17 protein-coding genes are annotated in these 15,883 nt (G+C 72.3%); 8 read left to right on the top strand and 9 right to left on the bottom strand.

Annotated elements, in window-relative coordinates; translation table 11 throughout:
* Window positions 1-12: 12 nt before the first annotated feature.
* Genes Afe05nite_RS40980 through Afe05nite_RS40965 form a run of 4 tightly spaced genes read right to left on the bottom strand, consistent with a single transcriptional unit; the run spans window position 13 to window position 2,570 of the window.
* Entirely contained in the window at window positions 13-765 is a 753-nt protein-coding gene (locus Afe05nite_RS40980) for an energy-coupling factor ABC transporter ATP-binding protein (protein ID WP_203822747.1), read from the bottom strand.
* Window positions 762-1,523 (bottom strand): cobalt ECF transporter T component CbiQ, encoded by a 762-nt coding sequence (gene cbiQ, locus Afe05nite_RS40975; protein WP_203822746.1) that lies wholly within the window; start codon window positions 1,521-1,523, stop codon window positions 762-764. Before cbiQ ends, Afe05nite_RS40980 begins: the two co-directional genes overlap by 4 nt.
* A gap of 1 nt (window position 1,524) precedes the next feature.
* Window positions 1,525-1,872 (bottom strand): PDGLE domain-containing protein, encoded by a 348-nt coding sequence (locus tag Afe05nite_RS40970; RefSeq protein WP_203822745.1) that lies wholly within the window; start codon window positions 1,870-1,872, stop codon window positions 1,525-1,527.
* Entirely contained in the window at window positions 1,869-2,570 is a 702-nt protein-coding gene (locus Afe05nite_RS40965) for an energy-coupling factor ABC transporter permease (RefSeq protein ID WP_239118592.1), read from the bottom strand. The genes Afe05nite_RS40970 and Afe05nite_RS40965 overlap by 4 nt, the downstream gene beginning before the upstream one ends.
* 105 nt (window positions 2,571-2,675) lie before the next feature.
* Here Afe05nite_RS40965 and Afe05nite_RS40960 point away from each other — a divergent pair, with 105 nt between their 5' ends.
* The gene (locus Afe05nite_RS40960; RefSeq protein ID WP_203822744.1) at window positions 2,676-2,816 is read left to right on the top strand and encodes a hypothetical protein; all 141 of its coding nucleotides are present in this window, start codon (window positions 2,676-2,678) and stop codon (window positions 2,814-2,816) included.
* A gap of 37 nt (window positions 2,817-2,853) precedes the next feature.
* Here the strand turns inward: Afe05nite_RS40960 and Afe05nite_RS40955 are convergent, their stop codons facing one another.
* Entirely contained in the window at window positions 2,854-3,762 is a 909-nt protein-coding gene (locus Afe05nite_RS40955; RefSeq protein WP_203822774.1) for an N-acetylglucosamine kinase, read from the bottom strand.
* A 110-nt stretch (window positions 3,763-3,872) separates the two neighbouring features.
* On the opposite strand from Afe05nite_RS40955, the gene Afe05nite_RS40950 reads away from it, so the two are divergent.
* The 7 genes from Afe05nite_RS40950 (at window position 3,873) to Afe05nite_RS40920 (ending at window position 11,702) form a co-directional block, all read left to right on the top strand.
* On the top strand, window positions 3,873-4,625 hold the full coding sequence (locus Afe05nite_RS40950) for a sugar isomerase domain-containing protein (protein ID WP_203822743.1): 753 nt from the start codon (window positions 3,873-3,875) through the stop codon (window positions 4,623-4,625).
* 67 nt (window positions 4,626-4,692) lie between these two features.
* Window positions 4,693-5,880, top strand: coding sequence for a family 16 glycosylhydrolase (locus Afe05nite_RS40945; protein WP_203822742.1), 1,188 nt, complete (start codon window positions 4,693-4,695; stop codon window positions 5,878-5,880).
* A 110-nt stretch (window positions 5,881-5,990) separates the two neighbouring features.
* Complete coding sequence (locus Afe05nite_RS40940; protein WP_203822741.1) at window positions 5,991-6,899, top strand: MurR/RpiR family transcriptional regulator; 909 nt, start codon at window positions 5,991-5,993, stop codon at window positions 6,897-6,899.
* A 70-nt stretch (window positions 6,900-6,969) separates the two neighbouring features.
* Window positions 6,970-8,295 carry an extracellular solute-binding protein gene (locus Afe05nite_RS40935; protein ID WP_203822740.1) on the top strand — a complete coding sequence of 442 codons (1,326 nt, stop codon included), beginning with the start codon at window positions 6,970-6,972 and terminating at the stop codon, window positions 8,293-8,295.
* Window position 8,296: 1 nt separating this feature from the next.
* Window positions 8,297-9,259, top strand: coding sequence for a carbohydrate ABC transporter permease (locus Afe05nite_RS40930; RefSeq protein WP_203822739.1), 963 nt, complete (start codon window positions 8,297-8,299; stop codon window positions 9,257-9,259).
* Window positions 9,256-10,083 (top strand): carbohydrate ABC transporter permease, encoded by an 828-nt coding sequence (locus Afe05nite_RS40925; protein WP_239118590.1) that lies wholly within the window; start codon window positions 9,256-9,258, stop codon window positions 10,081-10,083. The genes Afe05nite_RS40930 and Afe05nite_RS40925 overlap by 4 nt, the downstream gene beginning before the upstream one ends.
* Window positions 10,084-10,091: 8 nt before the next feature.
* Window positions 10,092-11,702, top strand: coding sequence for a beta-N-acetylhexosaminidase (locus Afe05nite_RS40920; RefSeq protein WP_239118589.1), 1,611 nt, complete (start codon window positions 10,092-10,094; stop codon window positions 11,700-11,702).
* A 30-nt stretch (window positions 11,703-11,732) separates the two neighbouring features.
* Here Afe05nite_RS40920 and Afe05nite_RS40915 read toward each other — a convergent pair whose 3' ends face one another.
* From Afe05nite_RS40915 to Afe05nite_RS40900, 4 genes are all read right to left on the bottom strand, one after another.
* Complete coding sequence (locus Afe05nite_RS40915) at window positions 11,733-12,404, bottom strand: hypothetical protein (RefSeq protein ID WP_203822738.1); 672 nt, start codon at window positions 12,402-12,404, stop codon at window positions 11,733-11,735.
* A gap of 163 nt (window positions 12,405-12,567) precedes the next feature.
* On the bottom strand, window positions 12,568-13,578 hold the full coding sequence (locus Afe05nite_RS40910) for an SDR family oxidoreductase (protein ID WP_203822737.1): 1,011 nt from the start codon (window positions 13,576-13,578) through the stop codon (window positions 12,568-12,570).
* Window positions 13,579-13,667: 89 nt separating this feature from the next.
* On the bottom strand, window positions 13,668-14,201 hold the full coding sequence (locus tag Afe05nite_RS40905; RefSeq protein WP_203822736.1) for a TetR/AcrR family transcriptional regulator: 534 nt from the start codon (window positions 14,199-14,201) through the stop codon (window positions 13,668-13,670).
* A 100-nt stretch (window positions 14,202-14,301) separates the two neighbouring features.
* On the bottom strand, window positions 14,302-15,747 hold the full coding sequence (locus Afe05nite_RS40900; protein WP_239118588.1) for an AbfB domain-containing protein: 1,446 nt from the start codon (window positions 15,745-15,747) through the stop codon (window positions 14,302-14,304).
* Between the last annotated feature and the right edge of the window lie 136 nt (window positions 15,748-15,883).

Here is a 15,883-nt window from a genome sequence, read left to right as displayed (position 1 = left end):
ATCAAGGAACTTTCAGCTGCTGGGGTGGGCCGGGTGAAAGCCGAACGGCAGCTCCAGCCGGTGCTTCTCGAGCAGCGCGGGGTCGGCGAGCAGGTCCGGCGTCGGCCCGTCGGCCGCGATGCGGCCCTCGTCGAGGATCACCGAGCGGGAGCACAACTGCATGGCGTACGGCAGGTCGTGCGTCACCATCAGGATCGTGATCGGCAGGCCGGTCAGGATCTCGTAGAGCTCGCGCCGGCTGGCCGGGTCGAGGTTGGACGACGGCTCGTCGAGGACCAGCACCTCGGGGCGCATCGCCAGCACGGTGGCGACCGCGACCCGGCGGCGCTGGCCGAACGACAGGTGCTGCGGCGCGCGCTCGCCGAAGGCGCCCATCCCGACCGCGGTCAGCGCCTCGGCCACCCGGTTGCGCAGTTCCTCGCCGCGCAGACCGAGGTTGGCCGGGCCGAACGCCACGTCCTCGGCGACCGTCGGCATGAACAGCTGGTCGTCCGGGTCCTGGAAGACGATGCCGACGCGCCGGCGGATCTCTCCGAGGCCGGCCCGGTCGGCCGGGTCGACACGCATCCCGGCCACCTCGACGGTGCCGGCGCCGCCGTGCAGGATGCCGTTGAGGTGCAGCACGAGCGTGGTCTTGCCGGCACCGTTGGGTCCCAGCAGCGCCACCCGTTCGCCGGCCGCCACGCTCAGGTCGACGCCGCGCAGCGTGACCGTGCCGTCCGGGTAGCTGAAGTGCAGGCCGGCGATGCGCAGCGTCGGGGTCATGACAGAACGGTAACCAGGGCGATCCCGGCCGACGCGGCGGGCAGCGCACCGGCGGCGAGCCACTGCCGCACCGGCGGCCGCGGTGCTTCCGGCGCGGGCAGCCGGCCGGTGTAGCCACGTGCCAGCATGGCCAGGTAGACCCGCTCGCCGCGTTCGTAGGCGCGCAGGAACAGTGCCCCGACCCCGACCGCGAACGCCTTGACCTGCCACAGGAAGCGTGGGTCGTAACCGCGTGACAGCCGGGCGATCCGCATCCGGCGGGCGTCGTCGGCGAGCACGTCGAGGTAGCGCAGCATGAACGTCGCGATCTGGGTGAACGCCTGCGGGCAACGCAGCCGGTCGAGGCCGAGGATCAGGTCGCGCATCGTGGTGCTCGCCGCGAGCAGCAGCGAGGCGAGCACACCGAGGGTGCCTTTGGCGAAGATGTTCCACGCCCCGTGCAGACCGTCCACGGACAGCGACAGGCCGAGCCAGTCGGTGCGGGGTCCGTGCCCGGCGAACGGCAGCGCGATCGCCAGCAGGACGAACGGCAGCTCGATGGTGGCGCGCCGGGCCAGCCAGCCACCGGGCACCCGGGCCAGGGCCGCCACGATCGCCAGGAGCAGCGCGTAGCCCGCGAAGGCCAGGAACTCCGTCCGCGGGGTGAGCACCACGACGATCGTGAACAGCACCGTGGCCGCGATCTTCACCTCGGGCGCGATCCGGTGCACCGGGCTGTCCCGCTGGAGGTGCAGCGGGTGCGCGTGGCCGGCCCCCATGTCAGGCGTCGGCGGCGGACCGGCGGCGCAGCAGCCAGAACGCGCCGCCCCCGACGCCGAAGACGATGAGCACGCCGGCTGCCCCGGCGAGACCGGTCGACAGGTACGGGTTGTCGATGCCCTTGATGCCGTAGTCGGCCAGCGGCGAGTCGGCCATCTGGTGGTCCTTCTCCTGCTGGAGCATGCAGGTGCCACCGGTGATCTCGTCGTCGGCGCCGAACGTGCAGCCGTCGCGGGCGGTCGCGTCGAGACCGTCGGGGCTGGCCGAGGCGAAATTGCTGACCACCCCGGCGAGGATCAGCGCCACCAGCAGGCCGGCGCCCAGGAACCAGCCGAGTTTGTGCTTCACGCGGGAACTCCGATCTCGGCGGTGGCGGGCTTGCGGAAGCGGCGCATCGCGTAGACCAGATCGGGCCGGACCCGGGCGACGGTCGCCACCGTGGTGGCCGCGATCAGCCCCTCACCGATGCCGATCAGCACGTGCACGCCGGCCATGGTGCCGGCGACCGCCGGCAGCGGCAGATCGGTGGTGCCGCCGAGCGCGTACTGCAGGACGAAGCCCTGCGACGCGACGGTGACACTGACGACGGAGGCGATCAGGGCGGTCGCGCCCAGCCCGCCCGGTGTCTTCGGCATGATCCGCAGCAGGCCGGCGACCAGCAGATAGCCGGCGGCGGTGCCGAGCAGCGCCATGTTCGTGATGTTCAGCCCGAGCGCGGTCAGCCCGCCGTCGGCGAACAGCAGGCACTGGATGATCAGCACGGTCGACACGCACAGCGCCCCCACCCACGGCCCGACCAGGACCACCGCGAGGGTGCCGCCCAGCAGATGACCGGAGACGCCCGGCAGCACCTGGAAGTTGAGCATCTGCACCGCGAAGATGAACGCCGCGACCAGCCCGGCCATCGGCGCCAGCCGGTCGTCGAGATCAGCCCGCGCCTTCTTCACACAGAACGCCAGCGCCGCCGCCGCCAGGACGGCGAACACGGCCGAGACCGGTCCGTCCACGATCCCGTTGGCGATGTGCATCGCCGTCGTCGTCTCCATCACGCCTCCCGAAGCTCCCCGGGAGCATAAAAGCTCTTGCTGGTTATTGCCAACAGGTTGCATTAAGCAGTTTTCCATGCGGCGTCGCTGTTCCTGCGTTCCCAGATGGACTACGCCCTGCGGGCCCCGAGCTCCGGCTACTACGCGATCGTCGCCGCCGGCCTCCTCCTGTCGCTCGCCGTGGTCGCCTCGACGATGCCGTTGCTGAGCCGGATGACCGGCCCGGCCGCCGCCCGCGACGAGTAACCCGGGGGCGGCCGTCCGCGCGTCGGCCGCCCCCGGGTTACCGGCCCGAGTCGAGGAAGGCTCGGTGCAGGTGGGCCGGGGAGCGGGCGGCGAGCCAGGCGGCGGCCGCGGCGGGGTCGCCGGCGGTGTGCGCGGGGGCGCCGCGTTCGGCCAGGGCGGCGAGGACGCCGTCGCGGACCGGGGTGTCGGCGGTGAGCAGGCCGCCGGCCAGCACGGTCGGGCCGGCCGGGAGGAGCGCGTCGAGGGTTCGTAACAGCTTGTGGACGGCGTCGGCGACGATGCGGCAAGCGATCGGGTCGCCGGCCCGGGCGGCCGCGCAGACGATCGGGGCGAGACCGCCGATGGCGGCCAGGGGCAGGGCCTGGGCCCAGGGGATCAGCTCGTCGGCGGTTGCCACGCCGAGGTGGGCGGCGATCCGGGTGGCGAACGGGGCGGGCCATTGCCGTACGGCGGCACGCACGGCTCGCAGCCCGATCCATCGGCCGCCGCCCTCGTCGCCGAGCAGCCAGCCGTGCCCGTCGACGGTCCGGGTGATGGCGTGGCCCCGGATCTCGGCGGCGATCGCGCCGGTGCCGGCGATGAGCACGACTCCGTCGGCGGCCGGTGTGCCGGCCGCGAACGCCGTGATGACGTCCCCGACGACGCTCATCGGGCAGGTCAGGCCGGCCCGCTCCCACATCGCGGCGAACGCGTCGGCGATCACCGGGTGCGCGGTGACGCTGGTGCCGGCGATCCCGAGGGTCGCGGCCACCACGCCGGCCGGATCGTGGCCGGACATCGCCGATTTGATCGCGTCACCGATCCCGGCCGCGGCCAGGGCCCCCTCGGCGACCGGGTTGCCCGGTCCGGCGGTGCCGCGGCCGAGGATCACGCCGGTCGTGGTGGCGACGACGGCGCGCGAGGTGGTGCCGCCCGCATCGACGCCGATCACCAGCTCGTCTCTCATGGTCACGATCGAAACATAGGAAGTTCTTATTGACTAGATGCAACCTCGGTCGTAATTTTCATCAGCAACGGCAGTTAGTGAAAACCGTGACCGCCTGCGAAAGGACCGCCGTGACCGTCACGAGCAATGCCTACCTGGATGTGGTCCGGGCCCTGATCACCCGCGTCGGCGAGGGTCAGGTGGAGCGGAAACGCCAGGCCGTCGCCATCCTCGCGGAGTCGGTCCGCAACGGCGGCGTGATCCAGGCGTTCGGCTGCGGCCACTCCGAGGCGGTCGCCATGGAGATCGCGGGCCGGGCCGGGGGACTGGTGCCCACCAACCGGATCGCCCTGCGCGACGTCGTCCTCTACGGCGGCGAACCCCTCGACGTCCTCGCCGATCCGATGGTGGAGCGCCGCACCGAGATCGCCCACCGCCTCTACGACCTGGCCCCGGTCAAGCCCGACGACGTCTTCGTGATCGCCTCCAACTCCGGCATCAACGGGGCCGTCGTCGAGATGGCCCGGCTGGTCAAGGAGCGCGGGCACGGGCTGATCGCGATCACCTCGGCCGAGCACTCGGCCGGCGTCACCTCCCGGCACCCCGGCGGCCACAAGCTCGGTGACCTCGCCGACGTGGTGCTGGACAACGGCGCGCCGACCGGTGACGCCGCGCTGGCGCTGCCCGGCGGCGGTGCGGTCGGCGCGGTCAGCTCGCTCACCGCCGCGCTGCTCGCCCAGCAGCTCGTCACCGACGTGGTCGCGGCGCTCGTCGAGGCGGGGATGACGCCGCCCGTCTACCAGTCGGACAACGTGGCCGGCGGCAGGAACCACAACGCCGAGCTGGAGGCCCGGTACGCCGGGCGCATCCGGCGGATCGCCTAGACCCCGCGCCGGTCCGACCGCCGGCGCGGTCACCCAAGTCCCCTACTCCCTTGGGAGGACCATCCCCATGTTGATCGACAAACGTCGATTGGCCGGTCTTGCCGCGGCGGTCCTGGCCGCTTCCGGCGCCGTCGCCCTCACCTCCGGCACGTCGGCCGCGGCCGCCGACTGCGGCTATCTGTTCGACGACTTCCACTACAGCTCGTCGGCCGACGCCACCCTGACCGGGCACGGTTGGACGCCGCGCAGCTACCAGGGCGGGCCGGGCGTTCCCGGGGCGAACTGGTCGCCGAACAGCATCACGTTCCCGAACTCGGGTGGCGACCAGGTCATGCAGCTGACCGCGTCGACGGACGGCACCGCCGCCGGCACCAAGCACGCCGAGCTCTACTCGACCGAGAAGAAGTTCCTGGACGGCACGTACGCCAGCCGGGTCAAGTTCTCCGACACGCCGTCCGCCGGGGCCGACGGCGACCACATCAACCAGACGTTCTTCACGATCAGCCCGCTCGACGGCGACCTCGATCCGACCTACTCCGAGCTGGACATCTCCGAGTACCTGCCGAACGGCGGCTGGGGCGAGACCGGGCCGATCAACTACCAGACGAGCTGGTACACCTACCGCAACGAGCCGTGGTTCGCCGACAACGTGCACTCCGAGCAGCGCGCCAGCCTCGACGGCTGGCACACGCTGGTGGCCCAGGTCGCGAACGGGCACATCGTCTACTACATCGACGGCGTGCCGGTGGGTGACCACTCCGGCAAGTTCTACCCGCGCCAGACGATGACCATCAACTGGAACCTGTGGTTCATCGACACCGCCACCCACACGGGCGGCACCAGTACCTACAACCAGCAGGTCGACTGGGTGCTGTTCGCCAAGAACCAGGTGCTGTCGCCGGCTCAGATCGGCACCCGGACGACCGGTTACCGCACGGGCGGAACCGCCTATCTGGACACCACGTCGTCGGCGGGCGGCTGCACCACCCCGACCAGCCCGCCGACGTCCCCCGGCACCACGCCGCCCACCACGCCGCCGCCCACCACGCCGGCGACCAACTGCTCGGACGCCCCGGAGTGGAGCATCACCTCGGTCTACCCCGGCGGCAACGTGGTCAAGCACGAGAAGAGCCGGTACGGCGACCCCGGCGGCCCCACCTCCGGGCAGGGCAGGCACCTGTGGAAGGCCAAGTACTGGACGCAGGGCTCGGAGCCCGGCTGGACCGACCAGTGGCAGGACCTCGGCCGCTGCTGATCCATAGTTGAGGCGGGCCGGTCGCCGCGAGCGGCCGGCCCGCTGTTGACTACCGTCGATCTCGGTCGTAATTTTCATCACCAACGGCCGCAATGAAAAGGATGACTATCGTGAGCGTTGAGGGTGGCGGGCTGCTCGGGCGGCTGCGCAGCGACGGCCCGCAGATGCCGGAGGCGCTGGCCCGGATCGCCGAGACGATCCTGGCCGACCCCGACTCCTCGGCCCACGCGAGCATCGTCGACCTGGCCGAGCGCTCCGGCACCTCGACGGCGACCGTGACCCGGTTCAGCCGCACGCTGGGCTTCAAGGGCTACGCCAACCTGCGGGTGGCGATCGCGACCGAGACCGGCCGGGCCGAGCAGGCGCGCTGGGAGACCGACATCAGCGGTGACATCGCTCCCGACGACCCGCTCGTCGACGTGCTCAACGTGGTCACCGCGGCCGACACCCGGGCCATCCAGGACACCGCCGCCGGCCTCGACGTCACCGCCGTCGAGCGGGTCGCCGGCGCGATCGCCGAGGCCAAGCGGGTGGAGATCTTCGGGCTCGGCAGCAGCGGCACCGCGGCCCGGGAGATGGCGTTCCGCCTCGAACGCATCCGGGTCCCGGTGTGGTTCCGGGGCGACTCGCACACCGCGCTGACCAACGCCGCCCTGCTGCTGCCCGGCGACGTGGCGATCGGGCTGTCGCATTCCGGGCGTACCCGGGAAGTGATCGAGACCCTCGCCGAGGCCGCCGATCACGGCGCCCTCACCGTGGCCGTCACCAGCCACAGCCGGTCCCCGCTCGCCGAGATCGCCGACGTCCTGTTCACCACCGTGGTGCAGGAGACCACGTTCCGGCTGGCCGCCCTCTCCGCTCTGCAGTCCCAGCTGCTGGTGCTGGACATGATCTACGTCGCGGTCGCGCAGCGCACCTACGAACGCACGGCCGAGGCACTCGAACTGACCGTCCGGGCGGTCGAAGCCCACCGGCTGCCCGAGAAGATCCCGACCCGTAAGCGCGGCCGGGCGAAGTAACCACCTGACTCCAGACCAACCGGGCGACCAAGGTCGGCCGGTCGATGAAACGCGCCCATAAGGAGCACCCATGAGACGCTTTCCCGCAGCGGCCGCCCTGGCTGCCGCGACTGTCCTGACCCTCGGCGCCTGCAGCAGCGGGTCCGGCTCCGGCGGGGGCGGCGACGACGCGGCGGCGAAGGTCCCGACCACCCGCGGCGAGGGCAAGACCATCACCGTCTGGGTGATGGACGGCGACTACACCGCCGACACCCTGGCCGCCCTCGACAAGCAGTTCACCCAGGCCACCGGGGCCGAGGTGGACCTGCAGATCCAGCAGTGGGAGGGCATCACCACGAAGATCAGCACCGCCCTGTCCACGGCCGGCACCCCCGACATCCTCGACCTGGGCAACACCCAGGTGCCGGGCTACGCGGCCAACGGCGGCCTGCTCGACCTGACCAGGTACAGGGCCGACCTCAAGCAGGGCCGCACCTGGCTGGCCGGCCTCGAGGAACCGGCCACCGTCGACGGCGCCCTCTACGCGGCGGCGGGCTTCGCTGGCGCCCGCGCCGTCATCTACAACAAGAAGACCTGGGCCGCCGCCGGCATCACCGCGGCGCCCAAGACCTACGCCGACCTGACCGCCGCCCTCGACAAACTCAAGGGCAAGAACACGGCGGCCGACTTCGCCCCCTTCTACCTGCCCGGCCAGTACTGGTACGCGGGCATGCAGTGGATCTGGGACGCGGGCGGCGACATCGCCCGGCGCGACGGCGGCGCCTGGAAGGGCGGCCTCGCCGGCCCCGAGGCGCAGCAGGGCCTCGCCGACTTCAAGACCTTCCAGAACAAGTACTCCACGGCGGCCTCGCGGACCCTGGACACCCTGCAGCCCGACCAGACCCAGCTGTTCGCCGACGGCAAGACCGCCACGATCCTGGCCACCAGCGGCTCGATCGGTCTCATCCAGAAGGCCAACCCCCAGATCAAGGCCGAGGACCTGGGTACGTTCCCCTTCCCCGGCGCCTCGGGCAGATCCCAGCCGGTGATGCTCGGTGGCTCCGACTGGGGCATCGCCGCCAAGAGCGACGAGCCCGACCTGGCCCTGCAGTGGGTGAAGATCGCCGCCGGTCCCGACTTCCAGGACAGGTACGTCTTCGGCAAGGACGGCTGGATCCCCAACAGCACCGAAGGCATCAAGGCCGCCCAGGCCGGGCTCGACGAGCAGCAGCAGGGCTTCTTCGCCGGCGCGTTGTCGTCGAAGGCCACCCCCGCCGCCGCCCAGTGGCCCACGCTCGAGGGCGACAAGAGCATCAACCAGGTCTTCGCCGCCGTCGTCTCCGGCGCCAAGACGCCCGAGGCCGCCGGCCGGGAGTTCGACGCGCACCTCGAGTCCACGCTCGCCGAAGGCAAGTGAGGTGAGCACCGCCACCGCGTCCCGCGACGCGACCAGGCCGCCACCGGCTGCCCCGGAGGCCGCGCCGCGGGCACGGCGGCGCGACCTGACCCCGCTGTGGCTGCTCAGCCCGGCCGGCCTGGTGCTCGTAGCGGTGACGCTGGCGCCGATCGGCTTCCTCGTCCTCACCTCGTTCACCAACTACAACCAGCGGACGCTGTTCACCGGCGCCTACCGCGGCGTGGGCCTCGACCAGTACGCCACGCTGCTCGCAGACCCCGCCTTCTGGGCCTCCCTGCTGCGTACGGTGCTGTTCACCGCCGCGATGGTGGCCGGCAGCGTGCTGCTCGGGATGGGCGTGTCCCACCTGCTCACCCGGCTGGGGCGGTACTGGCGGTACACGGTCACCATTGTGCTGATCGTCGCCTGGGCGATGCCGAACGTGGCGTCCTCGTTGGTGTGGAACTGGCTGTTCCAGCCCGGCTACGGCGTACTCAACTGGATGCTCGACGAGCTGCGCGTCTTCGGTGACACGACCGATCTCAACTGGGCGCAGGACCCGGCACTGGCGTACGTCAGCATCTGGCTCCTGATCGTCTGGCAGGCGGTGCCGTTCATCGCCCTGACGCTCAACGCCGCCGAGACCCAGGTGCCCGCCGAATATCTGGAGTCGGCCCGCCTCGACGGGGCGCGCGAGTGCACCGTCTACCGCCGGATCACCCTGACGTTCCTGCGCCCGACCCTGCTGCTGGTGACGATCCTGTCGGTGATCTGGGACTACAACGTGTTCAACCAGATCTGGCTGGTCTCGCGGGGCGGGCCCGGCGACGCCACCGCCACCCTCGGCGTCTTCACCTACAAGACCGCGTTCGTCGGGTTCCGGATCGGGCAGGGCGCGGCCATCTCGGTGGTCACCACCCTGCTGCTGCTCGGCCTGACCGCCGTCTACATCCGTAACCTGCTGCGCGCCGGGGAGGACCTGTGAGAAGCCGCCGGCGCTGGCCGGTCAACTCGATCGCGGCGCTCTTCTGCCTGGTGTGGATCTTCCCGGTCTACTGGATGGTCAACACCGCGTTCAAGGCCCGCCCCGAGGTGCTGACGCCGACCCCGCACTTCCTGCCCGAACACCCCACCCTGGACAACTTCGTCCGGGCGGTCGGCCAGGAGCAGTTCCTGGCCGACCTGCGCAACAGCGTCATCGTGGTCGCCGCGACCGTGGCCGCGTCGATCGCCCTGGGCATCTTCGCCGCCGCCGCGCTGTCGAGGTTCCGGTTCACCGGCCGGCGCACCATCATGGTCGTCATCCTGGCCGTGCAGATGCTGCCCGGCACCGCGCTGCTGATCCCGATGTTCGCCATGTTCAACAGCGTCGACCTGCTCGGCACGTACGCCGCCCTGGTCCTCGCCGATGTGGCGACGGTCCTGCCGTTCTCGATCTGGGTGATGCGCGGTTTCTTCGTCGCCATCCCCCACGAGGTCGAGGAGGCGGCCCAGATCGACGGGGCCGGCCCCTGGCGCATCCTGTTCAGCGTCCTGTTCCCGCTGGTCGCCCCCGGAGTGATCGCCACCAGCATCTTCGCCTTCATCGCGGCGTGGAACGATTACCTGTTCGCCTACACGTTCATGCCGGACGAGAGCCGCTACACGCTGCCGGTGTGGCTCGCGTCCTTCGCCAACCCGCACACCGGCACCGATTTCGGTGCTCAGATGGCGGCCTCGGTCCTGTTCTCCGTACCCGTCGTCGTGTTCTTCCTCGTCATCCAGCGCAACCTCGTCGCCGGCATGTCCGCCGGCGCCGTGAAGGGCTAGGTTCCGCCTTGTTGATCCCCCGCCCCACCTCCCGCGTTCCCGGCCAGGGTGAACTCGTGCTCGACCACGGCACCACGGTGGCCGCGCCGGACGAGCTCGCCGGCGTGCTCGTCCGGCTGCAGCAGGCGCTGCGCCCCGCGACCGGTCTGCGGTTGCGGGAGTCGTCGCCGGCCACCGTCACGCTCGCGCTCGACGACGGGCTCGAGCCGGAGGGCTTCCGGCTCCGGGTGACATCGCACGGGGCGACCGTCGCCGGGGGAGCGGCGGCCGGGGTGTTCTACGGCTGCCAGGCCCTGCTGCAGCTGCTGCCGCCGGCGATCTACCGCCGCGCGCCGGTGGCCGGGCAGCGCTGGGCGATCCCGGCTGTCGAGATCACCGACGCGCCGCGGTTCGGCTGGCGCGGGGTGATGCTCGACGTCGCCCGGCACTTCCTGCCCAAGGCCGACGTGCTCCGGTTCCTCGACCTGATGGCGATGCACCGGCTCAACGTCCTGCATCTGCACCTGACCGACGACCAGGGCTGGCGACTGGAGATCCGGCGCTACCCCCGGCTCACCGAGGTCGGGGCGTGGCGGCGGGAGAGCCAGGTCGGCGCCACCCCCGACGCCCCCGGCGACGGCCGTCCGCACGGGGGCTACTACACCCAGGACGACATCCGCGAGATCGTCGCGTACGCCGCCGAACGCTTCATCACGGTCGTCCCCGAGATCGAGTCACCCGGCCACGTCCAGGCCGCCCTCGCCGCCTACCCGGAGCTCGGCGTCACCGGAGCACCCCTCGAGGTCTTCACCCGCTGGGGCATCAACCCGAACGTGCTCAACGCCGAGGAGTCCACCGTCGACTTCTTCACCGGCGTGCTCGACGAGGTGCTGGAGCTCTTCCCGTCCCGGTGGATCGGCGTCGGCGGCGACGAGTGCCCCCGCGACCAGTGGCGCGCCGACCCGCGTACCCGGCAGCGGATGGCCGAGCTGGGCCTGGGCCGGGAGGAGGATCTGCAGGCCTGGTTCATCCGGCGGCTCGACGACCACCTCACCGCCGCCGGGCGCCGGCTGTTCGGCTGGGACGAGATCCTGGAGGGCGACCTGGCCCCGGGCACCACCATCGCGTCCTGGCGGGGCATGACCGGCGCGGTCACCGCGGCCCGGCGCGGCTACGACGTGGTCGCGTGCCCGGAGGATCGCGTCTACCTCGATTACCGCCAGTCCGACTCGCCCGACGAGCCGATCCCGGTCGCCGTCGCGCTGGGCGTGCGCGACGTGTACGCCTTCGACCCGGTGCCGCCCGAGCTCACCGACGACGAGGCCGGCCACGTCCTCGGCGGCCAGGCGAACATCTGGACCGAGCACGCCGACTCCCCCCGTACGGTCGACTACCTCGCGTTCCCCCGCCTGTGCGCGGCCGCCGAGGCGCTGTGGGGCCCGGCCGACCGCGACTTCGCCGACTTCGAGGAGCGGCTGGACACACACCTGGCCCGGCTCGACGCGCTGGGGGTGGAATACCGGCGGGCCGACGGTCCGCGCCCGTGGCAGCGGCGCCCCGGCGTGCCCGGCCGGCCGTTCACCCGGGAGCAGCGCTCGGCGCACATCGCCCGGCTGGTGGCGAACATCAGCCCGAGCTGAGCGCCCCGCGACGAGGAAGCGGGCCGCGGGTCACCCGCCGGCGGCCGGCGGTGCCGCCGTGCTGGTCTCGGTCACCGGCGGGGCGGTCGTCGTCGGCCTGGTGGCCGCCGGGGTCGTCGGGGCGGTGCTCGGAGCGGTGGCCGGCTTCGTGGTCGGGGCCGCCGTCGCCGGCCTGGTCGCCGGCTTGGTGGTGGCCGGTCTGGTGGTGGCCGCCGGGCCGGCTCGCCATCGGGCCTGACTCTCGCCGGCCGCCCGCGTGCACCGCATGGTCAGCCCGGCCGGGGTCGTCCCGGTGGCGCCGGCCGGCGAGCAGAAGGCGCCGGACGTGATGCCCTGCTGGGCGGCCGTCGTCGGCATGGGGCCGGCCTTGGTCGGGCCGGCCTTGGCGGTGCCGGTCAGGGTGGCGCCGGTCGTGGTGGCGCCGGGAACGGCCACGTCCTCGGTCACGTCGGCGCCCGGGTCGGCCGGTGCCGCGGGTCCGGCCGTCTCCGGTGCTGGGTCGGTCGAGTCGTCCGCACCGGCCTCGGCGGCGGCGGTCGTCTGCTCCGCCGCGTCCGGGGCGGAGAAGTGATAGACGATCGCGCCGAGCCCGAGGATCCCGCCCACGGTCACGGCGACGGTGCCGGCGACGAGACCGGGAAAGGTCTGCCGTTGGCCGTGGGCCGGATTCGACTGACCGGCGGGGTCGTACGCGTGCCTCATGCCGACGATCCTGTGGGCCGCAGCGTTCCGGCGGATCGGCGCTTCGGGCGGTCTCACCTGCGAAAAGGCCGACCCGCCAGGGCTTCGTCCGCCCGACGTGTCCGACTCGGCGGCCGAATCGGCAGAACTCGCCCGCGCCGCCGCCCGGCGCCGATCGGTGCGATCACAGGGCGAGAAGGCTCTCGGCCGTCTCGGCGACGGTGTCCTCGATCGGCCGGGGCTGCCAGCCGAGCAGGCGCTCGGCCTTGGCCGAGGTCGCGTCGAGATCGCGGCCCAGGATCGCGCGCAGGCTGCGCATCCGCGGGTCGACCCGGGCCAGGCCCCGGGCGAGCCGCAGCGGCATCTCCCGGGTCGGCACCTTGGCGGCCCGCTCGCCGAGCCGGTCGTGCAGGATGGCGGCGAGGTCACGCATCCACAGACTGGGCCCGGCCGTGGCGATGAACCGTTCGCCCGCGGCGACCGGTGCCGTCATCGCCAGCAGGTGCAGCGCGGCCACGTCGCGGACGTCGACATAACCGGTGGCGAACGGCAACAGGGCCGGCATCTCGCCCTTGAGCATGCGCGCGACGGCGCCCAGCGACGGTGCGTAGTCCGGGCCGAGGACGGGGCCGAGCACGGCTGTCGGGTTGACGGTGGCCAGTTCCAGGCCGTGTCCGGGGCCGGCGACGAAGTCCCAGGCCGCGCGTTCGGCCAGGGTCTTGGACTTCTGGTACGGCTGGATGCCGGCGTCGACGTCGGTCCAGTCCCGCTCGGTGAACGGGGTGTCGCGCGGCTCGTGCCCGTACGCGATCGCGCCGATCGCCGAGGTCATCACCACTCGTCGGACGCCGGCCGCGTGGGCCGCGCGCAGCACGCGCAGCGTGCCGTCGACGGCCGGCCGGACCATCTCGTCGTCGTCGCGGGGCGTCCCGGTCAGCGTGGGTGACGCGACGTGCAGCACCGCGTCGCAGCCGGCCGCCGCGTCGAGCCAGCCCTCGTCGCCGCGCAGATCGGCCGGCAGCACGCGGAGCTCGTCACCGGGGTCGGCGCCGCCGTTGCGCAGCTGGGCGCGCACCTGCGGCTCGCGGGCCAGGTCACGCACGGTCGTGCGGACCGAGTGGCCGGCCGCGAGCAGCGCCAGCACGCACCAGCTGCCGAGATATCCCGATCCACCGGTAACCAGAACCTCAGCCATTTCCGTCGCCCTCCGTCGGGTCGTCGACAAGTGACGCCAACGGTAGTGGAGACGTCTCCACTTAGCAACGGTAACCGGAGACTTCTCCGCTAGCGGCTCCGGCGGGCGTCGAGGCCGTCGAGGATCAGCGCCAGCATCGGCGCGGTGCGCTCCGGCGCGGCTCGCCACAGAGCGCCGGTGAACTGCAGGAAGTCGCCGGGCTCGGCATCGTCGCGGATGCTGCCGTCCCGCTTGCCGGCGTCGAGCAGCGCAGTGATCGCGGCGAGCACCGGGGCGTACGTCCGCTCGGTGATCGTCTTGTGCGCGTCCGGGCTCAGGGCGGCGCCCAGGGCGTGCTTCTTGCGCATGCCGGCCACCAGGTCCGTGGTCCACCGGCGCAGCGCCTCCACCGGCGGGTTCGCCTCGAGCAGGCCCGCCACCGAGCCGACGAGCTGGCCGACCTCGTCCTGATAGAGGTCGAGGATGAGCGCCTCGCGCGACGGATAGTTGCGATAGAGGGTGCCCGGCCCGACGCCGGCCCGCTGGGCGACCTGATTCATCGAGGTGTCGTCATCCTCGGCGAAGGCTTCGCGGGCGGCCGCGAGGATGCGGGCGCGGTTCTCCCGGGCGTCGGCGCGGACCATGCTTCTCCCTGCTGTCCGGGGAGGCCGGCGGCTGTTGCGGAGACCTCTCCGCGACGATAGGGGAGCGGTCTCGCACCATCAAGTTCCGTGCGTCCGCGGCTCAGCCGAGCGCCGGGCGGACGGCGAACGAGCTCTGCGCGCGGAAACCGGCGCTCCCGTCGTTCTGATCGATCCACAGGGCGTCGCCGACGTGCCGCACGAAGTAGCCCGGATAGTTCTTCGACTCCAGCGTGATCGAGCCGGGGGCGGAGCCGGCCCGGGGGCAGAAGGTCGCGTCCCGGGTGAACAGGACGGTGCCCTCGGCCGGGTTCACCCGCAGGCGGAAGGAGGCGTGGCGAAGATAGCGACCGGTCTGGTCCCGGAACGAGAAGCACGCGGGATCGGCGATTCCCGGGACCGCCCGCAGGGTGGCCCGCTGCCGGGAGGTGAGGCTGCTGGCGGTGCTGACCCGGCCGAGCAGTCCGTTGTCGCCGGCGACCGTGACGAACCGGCCCACCGAGTCGGTCGACTCGAGCGACATCCGGCCCGTCGCGAGCAGCCCGGCCGAGCGGGTCGGTGCGGGGGAGCCGGTCAGCCGGTGCGGGCCGGACGTCGTCATCGCGGTCGTCGGCACCGCGACACCGGCGGCGAGGACGACCGCGCTGATCGTGGCCACCACCGGATGCGCGGCGACCAGCTGCGCGGCCCCGCCGAACCAGGTCGCCGCGCTCACCGTCGCGCCGTGCGCCGCGCCGCCCACGGCGAGGGACTTGGCGAGCACCGCACCGGAGAGCGCCACCGGCACGGTGATCAGGGCGAGCCCGGCGAGCAGTCGCTCGACCGGGACCAGGCCGCGGGTCGCCCGCGCGCAGACGGGACACGAACGTACGTGCTTGCCGATGCGTTTGCGCCAGAACGCGCTCGGCACGCTGTCCCAGCCGGCGACGACACCCTCGAGTTCGGGGCAGCCGGGGGACATCTCCAGTGCGGCGACGACCTTGCGGCTCAGGTCCAACTGCTCGCGCATGCGCTGGACGCGTACGCCCGTGCTGGCGGCGCTCTCGTTCAGCGCCCGGGCCGTGTCGGCGCGGCTCAGTTCGCCGATCGTCTCCAGCGACCACAGCGAATAGACGGCTCGCTCCCGGGATCCCATCCACCGGGTGGCGTGCCCGATCTGCCGGCGTTGCGTGGCGAGGTCGGCCCGCAGCAGCGCCGGGCCCTCCACCTCGGCGGCCGCGTCGGGCAGGCCGACGGCGGCGTCGAGCGGTGCGGCCTGTCCCTCGAGCCGATCACCCCGGGTCCGGTGGGTCGCGATCTGGCGCAGGGCGGTGGCGGCGAGCCACGGCCGGAAGCTCTTCGGGTCGCGCAGGCTGGGCAACTGCTGGAAGGCCCGCAGCATGATGTCCTGCACGACGTCGTCGACATCGGGGTCGCCGGGCATGGCCTGGGCGACGAGACGGTAGACGAACGGTAGTTGTAGCCGGGCGAGCTCACTCATCGCGTCGCTGTCGCCGGCGCGCGCCGCGCTGACTACAGCGACGTTCTCGGTGCGGGATAGCGCGGTCACTGAACGCCCTGCCTCGATGGCTCGTATCCGGGACCCGCATGTTACGAGCGCGTGTCCCAGCATTCAAGGTGCGATTTCCTCTGGAGGAGCGGTACGACGGCCGGAGCCGCCCGGGTTCGATCCGAGCGGCTCCGGG

This window comes from Paractinoplanes ferrugineus (genome assembly GCF_016862195.1).
Taxonomy (GTDB): domain Bacteria; phylum Actinomycetota; class Actinomycetes; order Mycobacteriales; family Micromonosporaceae; genus Actinoplanes; species Actinoplanes ferrugineus.
The sequence above is the reverse complement of the archived record's forward strand: the minus strand, read 5'-3'. Positions and strand labels throughout refer to the sequence as shown.